We start from the raw sequence: 14,210 nt of genomic DNA on the forward strand, positions 1-14,210 counted from the left end.
TATCAAAAGATGGTGTTGAAGCGTTCAATCCCTAATTGGAAATAAGTACTATCTAACTCGGCGGCGAAGGCTCGTCGTCGAGTCTCCTTTGCAGCTAATGAAGCAGAAAAAAGTCCTCCAAAGGGCTCCCACACAACATCTCCCTCATCGCTAGACGCCTCAATAATCAAGCGCATTAAATCTAACGGTTTTTGGTTCAGATGTGCTGCTCTGCTGCCTTTTGTAGGAACTTTAATCCTCTCTGCCCCTTTTAAAGGATTCCGATCCCAAACATTCGTAAAACCCATTGGACAGTAGAATTTAGAACGCATTTTTATCCAGTCCTCTGAGTTAAGAGGATTATTTCCATCACGTGAAAAGTATGGACGTCCCGAAGGTTCCCCATACTCATTAGCAAACGTCACCATCTTTTCAAACATTTCTGGCGGGGGCATATACCAAAGGTGCCCTTGGTCTAAATATTTCCTAACAGCTACATCTTTCACTCCGCATGCTTCATTTGCTTTTCTTAAGGGCAATCCCGTTCGTTTCCACTCTCGGTAAAGCCACTGCTGCAACGTAAGATTATCAATACGAGGTTCAAATACATATTGAACACACATTTCTGTTACTACTGGGAATCTACGTATTTTTGCGGTATTAACATTTCCTGCAATATGAGCCTTTCCTTTATTCCAAACATTTGCATTTACATAACGCCATCCATAACGCTCTAACACAGGATGGACAGTCGCCCAGCCTATCTCTGAATTCCAGAACCATAGTGTTGTCTGCGGTGTAGCTTGCTGACTCCATGCTTGAATGTGTGGCTCATACCATTCAGCTATACTATAGTGATTTGACGTATCTCCTTCAAACCCTAAAATACCATATGCACCATCTGATACAATAACGGTTGGAGTGTCCCATTTTGAGTAATAATTTTGGCTATCACCATGGTATAGGTTGATCTCACCATTTGTCCAATGGTCAATCTCAGGCAATGTATCTAATGTAACTGTTTTTCCACGCCCTACGGTACTAGTAGGTAAATGCTTGTTGTTTAAATTGCTCATAACATCTCACTTCCTTTGAATAAGCAAAATCAATAACTAAAAGGTAACTAAATCAATGAGTAGTATCATGGAAGCTATCTTCTAATGGAATGTCCATGAAACTTCTCTAGGTGAACTTTTAAGTGACATTTTCTTATCCTAACCATTTTAATCATTGTATCCAACGATAACGACAAGCTACAAGTAAATAATTATACCATGACTTCAACTTGCCTACCTAATTTATCAATAAATGAACTATCCAAAACAATTTCTTTCCTAATGGTGATTGTGTGTACCATCACTTGTGGTACGGTTCCCCCCGATTGATCTTCACCGCGCGATAAATCTGCTCCACCAGCACCAGGCGCATGAGCTGATGGGGCAGCGTCATGCGCCCAAACGACAACCGCTGCTGCGCACGGCGGAGCACCGCATCGGCGAGCCCATGGCTCCCGCCGATGACAAACACGACATGGCTCGTCCCATACGTGCCGAGCCTGTCGAACGTGGCGGCGAGCTCCTCCGAGCTCCACAGCTCGCCGCCTACTTCCAGAGCGATGACATGCGCATCGCTCTTCACCTGGGCCAGCACACGCTCACCCTCGCGTGCCTTCACCGCCTGCACCTCCGCCTCACTCATCGTCTCCGGCGCTTTCTCGTCGGGCACCTCCACGACTTGAAACTTTACATAAGGGGTCAGCCGCTTCGCATACTCGGCGATTCCCTGCACCAAATACTTCTCCTTCAATTTGCCGACAGCCACAATTTGAATGAACATTCCAAGCATCTCCTATTCAGCCTGCCCCGAGAAGAGCGGCACCTCATTTATGAAATCCATTGCGCTTGTTCACATTACGTTATACCTTCTATGTATTTCCCTATAATTTTCCACCCTGACTGGCGTTACCATTGGTTTGATTCCTAATTAACCTACATCCCCTAAGTAATTCAGCTTCCCACTCATTTTACCCATCATCGCTAATCTACGCAAAAAGGCCGCTCTCCACACCCAAGGATGAAGAAGCCGCCCTCTACACTTAATCTATCATTCCAATAAGTCCGTGCCACCGACTCTAACCCTATGCACCTTGCTTAGCCGTCCGAAATGGCCACAATTCACTCCAGGTTAGCTGCACGTCATATAATCAAAAACTTCGCCCGCTGCTCGCATTCCTGGCAGGTCACCGGAGGATCCCACTCGATAAATTTCGTTTGATCCAAATCGACAATGTCCGGAGCCTCCTCGAACTCGTCCACGAACATATCAATCGCTAATTCCACATGATCTTTGCAAACTACATACATAAAATGAAAGCATCCTTTCTCTAGCTCGTCTCACGATCCGCCATTCGGTTCCACGATAAACACAGTATACCCTTTTCAGTTCTACCACACTCCAGGGCAAAAAGGAACCATCTTCCCCATAAATATCGCTTCTCTAACTGTCCACATCCGCAGCATCCTCCGGCACGACCGCTTCATACAGCCGACTCTCCAGCTCCTCCGCATAACGAGCCTGCTCGTCCGTGCTCCAGCCCTGATAGGAAGCCATATATGCGGCAGCGGGTCCCTTCCATTTCCTCACCCAGTCGATATCGAACAGGAGCGCCCCCGTCCTGCGGACAAAAAAATCCTCCAGCGTCACCGCCATTTCATGCTCCATCGCATACCTCAGCGGCACGCTGACTTCCATGGGGAGCTTGCCCTCATCGGACACGCCTAGCGCAGCGGGCTGTCCAACCTCAGTCCTATCATCCGCTTTACTGATATCCGCCGGTTCAGGCATTTCTGAAGTGTCTGCCACTCCAGCGCCACCCAATGCTCGTAATTCTCCCGCTGCTCTAACACCCTTAACCTCCACAGCCGGCTCATTCCCCATCTCCCGCACTAGCTCAAACAGCCGATCCACGTTAGACCCATAGCAGGCCGCCCACTTTGCCGCCAATTCCCGAGGCAAGCCGAGGCCGGTCCCTTCCCGAGTCTTCTTCGCTACATAATCTTGAAAAGAGGCCGCTCCCCCCACATGGCCGCCTGAAATCGGCAGCTCCTTCGTCCGGCACGGCGGATATTTCCCACCGGCGCCCACAACAGGTACAGCAACGCCGCCTGTCTCAACCCCTCTGCCCGAAGCGCCTTTACGGAAACCTCCCGTTTCTTCAACACGCCCATTTCTGTCCCCGTCCGTCCCGCTGTCTTGGCCAGCTCTCTCCTCCAGCTTAGCCGCAACCCGATCCACCACGGTCTCTGCCATCTTCCGGTAGCCCGTCAGCTTCCCGCCGGCAATGGTGATCAGGCCGGACTCGGATTGCCAGATCTCATCCCGGCGGGAAATTTCCGAAGGACCCTTCCCTTCCTCGAAAATCAGGGGACGAATGCCGGCCCAACTGGACTCGATATCCTCCGTCGTAATGCGCAGCTCAGGGAACATGCCATTCACAGCATCGAGAACATACTGCCGATCCCGCTCCGTCATGCGGGGATGCGCCATATCCCCGGTGTACTCCGTATCCGTGGTGCCCACATAGGTCTTGCCATCCCGGGGGATGGCAAACAGCATGCGACCGTCCGGCGTATCGAAATACACCGCCTGCCGCAAAGGAAACCGGCTCTGATCCACCACAAGATGGATCCCCTTCGTCAGCAGCAGCCGCTTGCCCTGCTGCGACCCATCGAGCTGCCGCAGCGTATCAACCCAAGGGCCAGCAGCATTGACGATGCACCGGGCCCTTACCGTATATTTCCTGCCGCTGAGAACATCGGCGATTTCTGCCCCTGCAATTTGTCCAGCCTCATAATCGAACCGCTCCAGCCGCGCATAATTCAGCGCAAGCGCCCCATGGGCCACGGCCTCTTTAAGAACCTCTAGCGTTAACCGGGCGTCATCCGTACGATATTCCACGTAATACCCGCCGCCCTCCAGCCCTTCGCGGCGCAGCAGCGGCTCCTTTGCCAGCGTCTGTGCCGCGCTCAGCATCCGGCGCCGTTCCTCCCGCTTCACACCGGCCAGAAAGTCATAGACTCTGAGTCCAAGCGAAGTGCTGAACCTGCCAAAGGTGCCCTCCTTATAAATCGGCAGCAGCATCCACTCCGGCGTCGTCACATGCGGCCCGTTCTCATATACAATCGCCCGCTCCTTGCCCACCTCGGCCACGACGCCGATATCGAACTGCTTCAAATAACGCAGCCCGCCATGGACAAGCTTCGTTGAACGGCTGGACGTGCCTGCTGCATAATCCTTCATATCAACAAGCCCGACTCTCATTCCGCGGGCAGCCGCATCCAGAGCAATGCCAGAGCCTGTAATTCCGCCGCCAATGATTAACAAATCAAGCGGAGCCTGTTCCATTTCTTGAAGTAAATGCATTCTCATCCTGCTTGCAAACGGAGCTGTCATCTTCGTCTACCTCCTCTTATTGCAAGAAAGGGAGCACAATTACCCTTCACCGTTTCCCCTCGGCTGCCTTGTAATGTGCTCCCCTGCGTATTGACTTCATTTGCTTCAATTCAGACTATAATCCCTATAGCTTCCCAATGGCCTTCCGGCGGTCCTCACTACCCTAATGATCAAGCTCAAACTCGCCGAAGCCAGACTCCCCGTCATCATACTCCCCACCGGGCATATCGTACGTATCGTCCTCCAGCTCCGCATCTTCAGGCTTATCCGCCAGCTTGACCTTGACACGCTGCAGCTCGCCTTCCCGATAAAAGCTGACCTCCATATCCTCGCCGATCTTCTTGTGTCCGTACAAATACTTGCGCAGATCAAGCGTCGATTGGATCGGCTGCTTGTCGAGCTTAACGATGACATCATTGAGCTTCAGCCCTGCCGATTTTGCCGGGCCATGTGCTTCCAGCACGATAACGCCGTCCTTCACATCCTCCGGCAGCATCAATTCCCGGTGATCCTCGTCGCTAAATATGGAGAACGGATTGTTCAAATCAAGAGTATATACGCCCAAGTACGGACGAGCCACCTTTCCGTGCTCCATCAAATCGTCAACCGTCTTCATGACCTCGCTGACCGGAATGGCGAATCCCAGACCTTCCACGCCCATATCGGCAATTTTCATCGTATTGATGCCGATCAGCTCGCCGTTCAGATTGACCAGCGCTCCGCCGCTATTGCCGTCGTTGATCGCCGCGTCGGTCTGAATAACTTCCTGCTCCCAGTCATAATTACCGTCCTGGTTGATCGATACCGGTATTACCCGGCTCGTATAACTGACGATGCCCGAGGTCAGCGTACCCCCAAGCCCCAGCGGATTGCCTACGGCAAGTACGGTCTCTCCCGGACGCAGGTTCGTGGAATCCCCAAGCGATATCACGGAGGTAATCCCCCTGTCATCCACTTCCAGAACCGCGATGTCGCTGATGACGTCCTGACCTACCACTGAGGCTTCCTTCGAATCCCCGCTGCTCGTCAAGATTTCCAAATCACTGGCTCCTTGAATGACATGCGCATTCGTAATGATGAAGGCCTTGCCTTTCTCTTTCTTAAAAATAACACCAGATCCAAGCGCCGCCTGCTCTGGATCTCCGCCTGACAGCTCGTTATGGTTCAGAATGCTAACGACCGTGGGCCCGACCTTTGCGGCCGCCGTGCTGATCCGGCTGAACGGGTCAAGATCTCCGCCAAACACGGTACCTCCCGCAGCAAATCTGGCCTTGGAAGAGGGAAGCCCCGTAATGAAACTGAAGAGCAGCACTGCAACAATCGCGCTCAGCACGGAAGAAACGATCGACACCTGCAGGGTGGACCACCCCGAGCCGCGCTTCCTTCTGTTCCACCCGCGCCGGCTCTCTGCTCTCCGATCATGCCGCCGCGATATTTTCGTGGAATAAAAATCGTCATCAAACAATCCCATCCGAACTCTCTCCCTCCGTGACTTGCTCCTAGGCTACTCGCTTCCGACTCGTCTCATGCTTGCAATTAAAGCGAAGCTCTTACTTCACCTTATTCCCGGTAGGCAAAGCCATATGTCCGTACAAACTCCTTACTCCTTAACGAGATGGTTCAGTATGAAGTTGCTGGCTTCCTGTAAAATTTTATTTTTCAAAGTGTTAGGAATGTTTCTGCTCATAAAAGACTAAACTAAGGATAAAGCGATAGATTCATAGATTCATTTTATTTTACCATATACGAAGCGTTCCTGAAGGTTTTTCCATTGAGGGAAATACCGGGAATTTAAACTTAAGGAGGATGATTATGGATTATTTCTCCCCGATGGACGAGGTAAATATCCTGGCCAAGCTGGCCGATCTTAAGGAGGACCACTATCATCAGCTGCTAACGCTAAGCGCTATGATGGAGCTGCTCATTGAGAAGGGCGTTCTCAGCCGCGAAGAGATTGCTCAGAAGACCACTGAACTGGACAGCTCTAAGGCTCGCCCACCCTATCCCACGGCGTAGGACGATCCGCATAGGTGTCGCACAGGCGGAACTCGCTGTCCTTATAGAAGCAGCCGCGGTCCTCCATAGCGCTTCGAACCGACATTTTGGCCAGGTCCAGCATGTTATGCTCCTTGCTGAGATGGGCCAGATAGGTGCGCTTCATACGGCCGTTAAGCAGATCGCTGAGCACCTCGCCCGAGGCTTCATTCGATAAATGCCCCATATCGCCAAGAATTCGCCGCTTAATATTCCAGGGGTAACGCCCCATCCGCAGCATTTCGATATCGTGATTGGCCTCCAGCACAAGCACGTCCGAATCGGCGATCGCTTGCTTCACTTTATCGCTTGCGTAGCCCAGATCCGTGCAAACGCTCAGCTTCTCCCGACCATCGCTGAAGGTATAACCGACAGGCTCTGCCGCGTCATGCGAAATGCCGAACGACTCCACCCGCATTGACCCGAAATCTCGCGCTTCCCCGGTTCCCAGAAGGCAGCGGTTCTCCTCGGGAATGCTGCCGATCGACTTCTCCATCGCCTGCCATGTCTTCTCATTGGCATAAATGGGCAAGTTATATTTTCTCGCTACGGCCCCAAGCCCTTTAATATGGTCGGAATGCTCATGCGTCACCAGAATGCCCGTCAAATTCTCTCCGGTCAAACCGCGTTCCAGCAGCAGTTCATCTATACGGCGGGCACTGAACCCCGCATCGATCATCAGTGTAATCTCTCCGTCCGTCACTACCGTTGCATTCCCGGTAGATCCGCTCGACAGTATCGTAAATCGTAAACCCATGTTCCCCATTACTCCTTCGATTCCTTCGTGTTAGGACTGATGACGTCCCCGCTAATGCCTTGCACGTAATACTCTTCTCTGCTCTCCAGCAAGAAGCGCCATGCCGGCGATGCCGGCAGGTCGGCGTCCGAATCGAACACCTGGCCATAATATCCGAGCTCAATGCTCGTTACTACCGAGCCCTCCGGCAGGAAATTCTCAATAAGATTGCCCAGAGCCTTGGAAGCGGACAGCACCTGCTGCTCCTTCTCATCGGCCGATTCGTTAATTTCAATCATGTCCTGACGATAAGACACGATCTTCTGATTGGCGTAATGCAGCTCTAAATTGATTTTGAAGAGCGGCCACTTCCCGTCCACAAGCGGATGGAGAACGAATACATTTTCGTTTCCCGCCCATTCGTCATAACGGTAATTTCCGATGTCGGGAAGGCTCTGCTTCAGCGCATTGGCCAGCTCCTTCGGCGTAAAAATCAGCTTGCTGTCCACAGGAACCGGCAGATCGGTTACTTTATGGCTCTGCTGCCCGTCCACAAAGCGGTAGGATATCTTGCGCAGCTGTGGCGAATCGCTCGGAATTTGCGCCAGCACCTTGATTCGCTTGCTCTCCATCACCTTCTGCGTACTGCTCTCCAGGGAAGTAAGGTCCGGATTGGAGTCGGCCTGCTCCCTCAGGTCATTCCAGAGCTGGTAGCCAAGCACTAAATTCAGCAGCAAGAAGGCGTAAATAAGCACATTTTTAGCTCTGCCCCAATCCATGTTCCGCGACCTCCCTTAATTAAATAAATGGCGCTTGTTCTTTCCTGCTGCACATGAAGTGACGCAGCTTGTCTTGCCCTTCGCCTATACCCTAATTCAGCTCATGTACAGCGCCGCTGCTCAGCTCGACGATCCAGGTCGGCTTCAGCAGCAGCCCCTCCTGGCTCAGCGAAGGCAAATACGCCGGGTACAGGTTGATGACGTTAGACAGCTTCTCGATCTTGTCCCTCAGCTCCTGGCCGCCGGACAGCTGAACGACCTGCTTGTCCCAGTCTCCCGCTTTGACATATAGCAAGGAACGTTCATATCCTGTAATCGTGCCTTGCCGCAGGTCCAGCGAGATGGTTCCGAAACGGAAGGACCGGAAATCCATAATCGGAAAAGCCCCAAACTGCCCATTCCCGAAATACTGGCGGAATACCACCCCGTCCATCTCATCCGAACCGTCCATTTGCTCCAAGCGGTAGCTGCCGTTCCAGCCGCCATGCTGATTCACGAAGTCGATCGAGGATAACGCATTGCTTGCCGGGCTGTTCTCGCCTGCAGACGGCGCCGCCGGATCGGTATAGTTAATCCAGTTCCCATCCTGCCTTACCTGCAGGCTCCGCTTACTGTCCGTATAAATTTCTGAACCGTCCTTCTCGCGTATGATTCTCGTAATACTCGGGTCAAAGAACAGGCTGCCCTGAATCTGCTCGGTTGAGAACACGCCTACCTTCAGCAGGGTCTCTACCATATCAATGGGCTTCTCCGGAATATAATAGCCATCCTTCAGCGTGTACGGGATCCAGTCCTTGCCGAAATCGACCTGCTGCCTCACGTCCTGCACCGTCAAATCGGCCTTCGTTGCCTCAGACACGACATCCCCGTGGGAGCTGAAGAAGAAGACGCGCGCCCGTTCCTCATTTTCCCCGGTATAGATCAATATCCGGTGGATACTCTCCTCCTCAAACAGCGGATCAGCGGATATTTGCATCACCTTTTGCAGAAGCGATACGGGCACGCCGCTGCCGAACTGAAGCTCTACGCCCGGATATTTGCTGCGGATTTCCGTCCAGTTCATATTGTCTACGGCGTTGCGCTGAAATCCTTCGAACATCCGCCCTTTCAGGCGGGAGTATATCAAATCGTAGAACATCGAATCCGGGTAAAACACCGTGTGCTGGTTCTCACCCATGTGAACGGATATTTGTGCCGGAAATATGAGCTCCTCAGCCCGCATCTCCGCCCCCATATTCTCCGTCTTGATATAATCATTCTCCGTCTTGACCACTGGATCGCTGCCCGGGAGCCGGTAAATCAGAAAATAACTCTGCACCAGACTACAGACGACAAGCAAAGTAAGCAGGAAAGATTTCACCGTTTCCTTCACCGTCCCTCGCCTCCTTGCTCCTGTGTAGGCAGTGTAAAGGTTACTTTGGTGCCTTCCCCCAGCTCAGATTCCAAAGAAATCGTACCGCCATGGGCCTTCACAATTTCCCGGGCAATGGACAGGCCAAGGCCGGTTCCACCCATATTGCGGGCTCTAGCCTTGTCCACTCGGTAAAATCTCTCAAAAATACGCTCTAAATCGCGCTTCGGAATACCGATTCCGTTGTCCTGGATCGATATGGCAATCATGCCGTCATCCACCCGGCGCGCCTCAAAAGCAATCTTTCCGCCTTCTGACGTATATTTCATCGCATTGGATATTAAATTGTCCAGCACTTGATCGATTTGATCCCGGTCCATCCAGGCGGTATCGACACCTTTCTCGATAAAGATTTCCGGATGAACTCCCTTCTCCTGCATTTGGAAGGAGAATCGATCCACGACCTCTTCCAGCATTTCCAGAACGCCGATCGACTGCTTGCGCAGCAGAGCTTCTTTCGAATCGAGACGGGATAAATGAAGCAGATCCGTAACAAGCCGGATCATCCGGTCCGTCTGATTCTGAATGACGGAAGCGAACCGCGGACCAAGCTCTGGGTCCTGCAGCGCGCCGTCCTCCAGCGCCTCGGTATAGCTCTTGATCGTCGTCAGCGGCGTCCGCAATTCGTGGGAGACGTTCGCGACGAACTCCCTTCGGGACGCCTCCAGCTTCTCCTGCTCCGTCACGTCCTGCAGTACGGCAATCGTCCCGCTGATGCCGAATTCCCGCCGGTGAATCGGCGTAAACGTTACGCGGATGAGAAACATGTCCCCTTCCGGAGAATCGATCTCCAGAATAGCCGAGTGCATCGTTCCCCGCTCCAGTACAGCCCGTTCCTCCAGCGGCAAATGCAGCAGCGTCATAATATCCTTGCCGCTAACTGCCTCCTCTTGAACCCGCAGCATCTCGCTGGCTCTGCGGTTCATCAGAATGACCTGATATTTCTCATCCGCGGCGATAACGCCGTCGCTCATATTGGTAAGAATAGAGGCCAGCTTCTCCTTCTCTTCCTCATTCTGTGCCAGCGCATCCTGCAGCCGGCTTGTCATATAGTTGAACGCCTTGCTCAACTGGCCGATCTCATCGTTGCCGAGCACCGGCATTTTCTGATGGAACCGTCCTTCCGCCACCGCCGTCGCCCGCCGGGTCAGCTCCTTGATCGGCGATGTGATCGTATGTGCGAGGATAACGCCCAATACAGCGGTCAAAGCAAGGGCCAGCAATAAGCCGGAAATGAATATGCTATTGATCCGCTCCATCGTATCGTAGAGCTCGGTCATCGATGCCGCGATATAAATGGCGCCAACCGTCTTTCCGTCTCTTACGACGGGCTTGGCTACCACCTTCTTGCGAACATTATCTTCATCGATCATATACTCTTCATTGTCGCGTATGCCCTGCAATGCCCGGCTGACTACCGTTTGTGTATTCTTCGTGCCGACGTAATCGGCATGCGATGGCTTGGAGGTTGTCAGAACCCGGCCGCTCGCATCCAGCACCTGAATCTCAGCGCCGTTAATATTGAATAAATTGTTGACGAGGACACTTAAATTGTCTAGCGATGCATCTGCCGATTCTCCGGTAACCCCCAAGTTTTGCGCAGCCAGCACCGATAGCAATGCTGCCCGCTCTTGAAGCTCCTTCGTAAAGTTGCTGGTCAGCGAGGTTTTCATGGCGCTCACGAAATAGACCCCGATCAACTGCATCGCGATCAGGATCAGGAGCACATAAATCATGATCAGCTTAGCCTGGATCGTACGGAAGAAGGAGGGCAGATTCATCCTAGAATCCACCCGCCTTGGAGCTGCGCATCATATAGCCAAGCCCGCGCCGGGTCAAAATATACTCGGGCTTGCTCGGATCACTCTCAATCTTCTCACGCAGCCGGCGAATCGTCACGTCCACCGTCCGCACGTCTCCGAAATAGTCATAACCCCATACCGCCTGCAGCAGATGCTCTCGGGTCATCACTTTTCCAGCATTCTTCACCAGATAATGAACCAGCTCGAACTCCCGGTGAGTCAAGTCTAACGGTTCGCCATTTTTGTACACCGTATACATATCTGTATCGATAAACAGCTCAAACAAGCTGATTCCCTGTTTGCCCTCGGCGCTTTCCAGCTGAGCCGGCTTCTGCTGCCGCCGCATTTGCGCCTTTACCCGGGCGAGAAGCTCCCGTGTGCTAAACGGCTTCGTCACATAATCATCGGCTCCAAGCTCCAGCCCAAGCACCTTATCGATTTCGCCATCCTTGGCGGTCAGCATAATGATCGGCGTCTGCAGTCTGGCGCGCACCTCTCTGCACACATCCATGCCATCCTTGCCGGGCAGCATCAAATCAAGCAGAATGAGATCGGGCTGCTCGTTGAATGCCAGCTCTACAGCCTCGATTCCATCGAAAGCAAGGATTACCTCGTACCCTTCTTTTTCTAGATTGAATTTCAAAATATCGGCAATTGGACGCTCATCGTCCACGACTAAAATTTTACCTAGCATGATTGCGATTCACCCCAAACTTTCGATCATGGCTTTGATCTTCCTCTATCTTACCATATCCTAAGCAGCATCAGCTATCGGGAAGCCTAGGGCAAGTATTGAATGCCCTCGCCTAAAACTGTTACTCTATCATTGACGGCGAAGATCCCGTTCGCTTTAGATCATACATACATTTACTTATTTTTACCAGTCACTTAAGGAGGATAATTAACCCTATGGCCACCATTATGCTCGTCGATGACGATCCCCATATACGCGAACTGATTTGTCTCTATTTATCGAAGGAAGGATTCCGCCCCATTCAGGCCGAAAACGGCGCCGTGGCGCTGAAAATGATGGAGCAGGAAATCGCCGACCTGGTTGTACTCGACATCATGATGCCGGTCATGGACGGCTGGGAGCTGTGCGCTGAGCTGCGCCGCCTGTACCCGGATACGCCGCTGCTCATGGTTACTGCGAAGGGCGAAACTGGGCAAAAAATCAAGGGCTTTGATCTGGGCGCCGACGATTATGTCGTGAAGCCGTTTGAGCCGCTCGAGCTGGTGGCCCGGATCAAAGTGCTGCTCAAGCGCTACAAAATCGCTTCTTCCCAAAGCATTCAGCTCGGGAACATTTTGCTGGACCGCCAAAGCTATAAAGTGATCCGCGGCTCCGAAGAGTTCATGCTCCCGCCTAAGGAATTCGAGCTTCTATTTAAGCTCGGAAGCTATCCCGGGCAGATTTTTACCCGCGAGCAGCTGATTGAACAAATCTGGGGTCCGGACTATACAGGGGATGACCGTACGGTTGATGTCCATATCAAAAGGTTGCGCGAACGCTTCCCCGCAAGCGGCCAGGAGGCACACTCCTTTCATATCGCCACCGTATACGGGCTCGGCTACCGGCTTGTGGTGGACAAATGATCAAATCGCTATATGTCCGTATTGTTGTGATGTTTCTGGTAGCCATTCTCGTCAGCCTGCTGACTTCTACAATGGTTATCGGTTATTTATACCAGCGTCAGATCCAGGATCAAACCCAGGACTACATGATCACTTTCGGCCAAAGCCTGATCCGGATTTTCGAGCGGGTCGGATACGACCGCCGGGCTCTGGTGATGGACGACATCAAGGATCTGGCCAATATGGTCAGCATGCAAATTTTCGACGGCTCCCTGTCCGAGGAAAAATACGGCTCCGATTCCCTAATCGAAGTAAGCCGGGAGCAAGTCGAACGCGTGCTTCAAGGGGAGACCTTGAAGAGCACTACCTCTGAAGGACATACCTATGTAGGGCTGCCTTTCGGGCATCAAGGCCAAAGCTATGCCATGTTTATCGAACCAAGCTCGAACAGCCAGGTCGGTTATCCAATCGGCGGCATGATCCTCACGGGGATCACTGTCCTGTTGGTGGGCGGCAGCCTGTTTTTCGTTGTGGAAGCCGCCTTTTTGATCCAGCCTTTGCGTAAAATGACGGAAGCGACGAAGCGGATGGCCAAAGGGGATTTCAGCAGCGAACTGAAAGCGCGGCGCAAAGACGAATTGGGCGTCCTGGTGCAGAGTTTTAACGAAATGCGTCGGCAGCTGCAGCAAATTGAGGAGATGCGCCAGGACTTCGTCTCTAACGTCTCGCACGAAATTCAATCGCCGCTTACGTCCATCCGCGGCTTTGCCAAGGCGCTGAAGGAGAACGATACGCTGGACCATAAAAACCGGGATCGATATTTAGACATCATTATCGCGGAGAGCGAGCGAATGTCCCGAATGAGCGACAATCTGCTGCATTTGGCCTCGCTTGAGTCGAAGCATCATCCGTTCCATCCCGTCACATTCCGGCTCGATGAACAGATCCGGCAAACGGCTGTTGCTCTGGAACCGCAATGGGCCGCCAAATCGATTGCGATCGATCTGGATCTGCCTGTCGTCAAAATTTTCGGTGACCGGGACCAGCTGGATCAAGTGTGGATCAACCTGCTGGGAAACAGCATCCGCTTTACGCCGGAAGGCGGCAAAATCGCCATTGACGTCCGGCGAGGCATCCACCAGGTTTCCGTGACGATCAAAGATACGGGAATCGGCATTGCACCGGAGGATCAGGCTCAAATATTCGAACGGTTCTACAAGGCGGACCGCTCCCGCAACCGGGTATATAATGGCAACGGTCTGGGCCTGGCGATCGTCAAAAGAATCGTAGACCTGCATCACGGCCATATCGAAGTGCGCAGCAAGCCCGGAACCGGAACGGAAATCACGGTCACCCTGCCATCTTGAACAATTTAGTTCTTTTGCCCTGCGAAGTTAATTGTAAATTTGGCTTCTTATTCATATTCAGTTCACATTTATAAG

General features: G+C 52.4%; 13 protein-coding genes. 3 read left to right on the forward strand and 10 right to left on the reverse strand.

Going from position 1 to position 14,210, the window contains the following annotated elements:
* Positions 1-2: 2 nt before the first annotated feature.
* From MKX50_RS25140 to MKX50_RS25160, 5 genes are all read right to left on the reverse strand, one after another.
* On the reverse strand, positions 3-1,055 hold the full coding sequence (locus tag MKX50_RS25140) for a DNA methyltransferase (protein WP_339158076.1): 1,053 nt from the start codon (positions 1,053-1,055) through the stop codon (positions 3-5).
* A 280-nt stretch (positions 1,056-1,335) separates the two neighbouring features.
* Positions 1,336-1,815: a 23S rRNA (pseudouridine(1915)-N(3))-methyltransferase RlmH gene (gene rlmH, locus MKX50_RS25145; protein WP_019639441.1), complete on the reverse strand. Its 480-nt coding sequence runs from the start codon at positions 1,813-1,815 to the stop codon at positions 1,336-1,338.
* Positions 1,816-2,174: 359 nt separating this feature from the next.
* On the reverse strand, positions 2,175-2,342 hold the full coding sequence (locus tag MKX50_RS25150; RefSeq protein WP_019639440.1) for a CxxH/CxxC protein: 168 nt from the start codon (positions 2,340-2,342) through the stop codon (positions 2,175-2,177).
* 133 nt (positions 2,343-2,475) lie between these two features.
* On the reverse strand, positions 2,476-4,431 hold the full coding sequence (locus tag MKX50_RS25155; RefSeq protein WP_339158077.1) for a glycerol-3-phosphate dehydrogenase/oxidase: 1,956 nt from the start codon (positions 4,429-4,431) through the stop codon (positions 2,476-2,478).
* 163 nt (positions 4,432-4,594) lie between these two features.
* A complete protein-coding gene (locus MKX50_RS25160) occupies positions 4,595-5,902 on the reverse strand; it encodes a trypsin-like peptidase domain-containing protein (RefSeq protein ID WP_339158078.1) in 1,308 nt (435 codons plus the stop codon).
* A 341-nt stretch (positions 5,903-6,243) separates the two neighbouring features.
* Here MKX50_RS25160 and MKX50_RS25165 point away from each other — a divergent pair, with 341 nt between their 5' ends.
* Entirely contained in the window at positions 6,244-6,447 is a 204-nt protein-coding gene (locus MKX50_RS25165; protein WP_213591746.1) for a hypothetical protein, read from the forward strand.
* Here the strand turns inward: MKX50_RS25165 and MKX50_RS25170 are convergent.
* The 5 genes from MKX50_RS25170 to yycF form a co-directional block, all read right to left on the reverse strand.
* The gene (locus MKX50_RS25170; protein ID WP_213591748.1) at positions 6,416-7,222 is read right to left on the reverse strand and encodes an MBL fold metallo-hydrolase; all 807 of its coding nucleotides are present in this window, start codon (positions 7,220-7,222) and stop codon (positions 6,416-6,418) included. The two genes, MKX50_RS25165 and MKX50_RS25170, sit on opposite strands and share 32 nt — an antisense overlap.
* A gap of 8 nt (positions 7,223-7,230) precedes the next feature.
* Positions 7,231-7,980, reverse strand: a complete 750-nt coding sequence (gene yycI / locus MKX50_RS25175; protein ID WP_339158079.1) for a two-component system regulatory protein YycI — start codon at positions 7,978-7,980, stop codon at positions 7,231-7,233.
* A 91-nt stretch (positions 7,981-8,071) separates the two neighbouring features.
* Positions 8,072-9,352, reverse strand: a complete 1,281-nt coding sequence (yycH, locus tag MKX50_RS25180) for a two-component system activity regulator YycH (protein ID WP_339158080.1) — start codon at positions 9,350-9,352, stop codon at positions 8,072-8,074.
* A complete protein-coding gene (gene walK / locus MKX50_RS25185) occupies positions 9,349-11,172 on the reverse strand; it encodes a cell wall metabolism sensor histidine kinase WalK (RefSeq protein WP_339158081.1) in 1,824 nt (607 codons plus the stop codon). The genes yycH and walK overlap by 4 nt, the downstream gene beginning before the upstream one ends.
* A gap of 1 nt (position 11,173) precedes the next feature.
* Positions 11,174-11,887 carry a response regulator YycF gene (gene yycF / locus MKX50_RS25190; protein ID WP_213591755.1) on the reverse strand — a complete coding sequence of 238 codons (714 nt, stop codon included), beginning with the start codon at positions 11,885-11,887 and terminating at the stop codon, positions 11,174-11,176.
* Between the two features lie 215 nt (positions 11,888-12,102).
* On the opposite strand from yycF, the gene MKX50_RS25195 reads away from it, so the two are divergent.
* Both MKX50_RS25195 and MKX50_RS25200 read left to right on the forward strand, forming a co-directional pair.
* Positions 12,103-12,789 carry a response regulator transcription factor gene (locus MKX50_RS25195; protein WP_213591756.1) on the forward strand — a complete coding sequence of 229 codons (687 nt, stop codon included), beginning with the start codon at positions 12,103-12,105 and terminating at the stop codon, positions 12,787-12,789.
* Positions 12,786-14,135 (forward strand): HAMP domain-containing sensor histidine kinase, encoded by a 1,350-nt coding sequence (locus MKX50_RS25200; protein ID WP_213591757.1) that lies wholly within the window; start codon positions 12,786-12,788, stop codon positions 14,133-14,135. The genes MKX50_RS25195 and MKX50_RS25200 overlap by 4 nt, the downstream gene beginning before the upstream one ends.
* Positions 14,136-14,210: the final 75 nt, after the last annotated feature.

The organism is Paenibacillus sp. FSL W8-0186 (assembly GCF_037969765.1).
GTDB lineage: Bacteria > Bacillota > Bacilli > Paenibacillales > Paenibacillaceae > Fontibacillus > Fontibacillus woosongensis.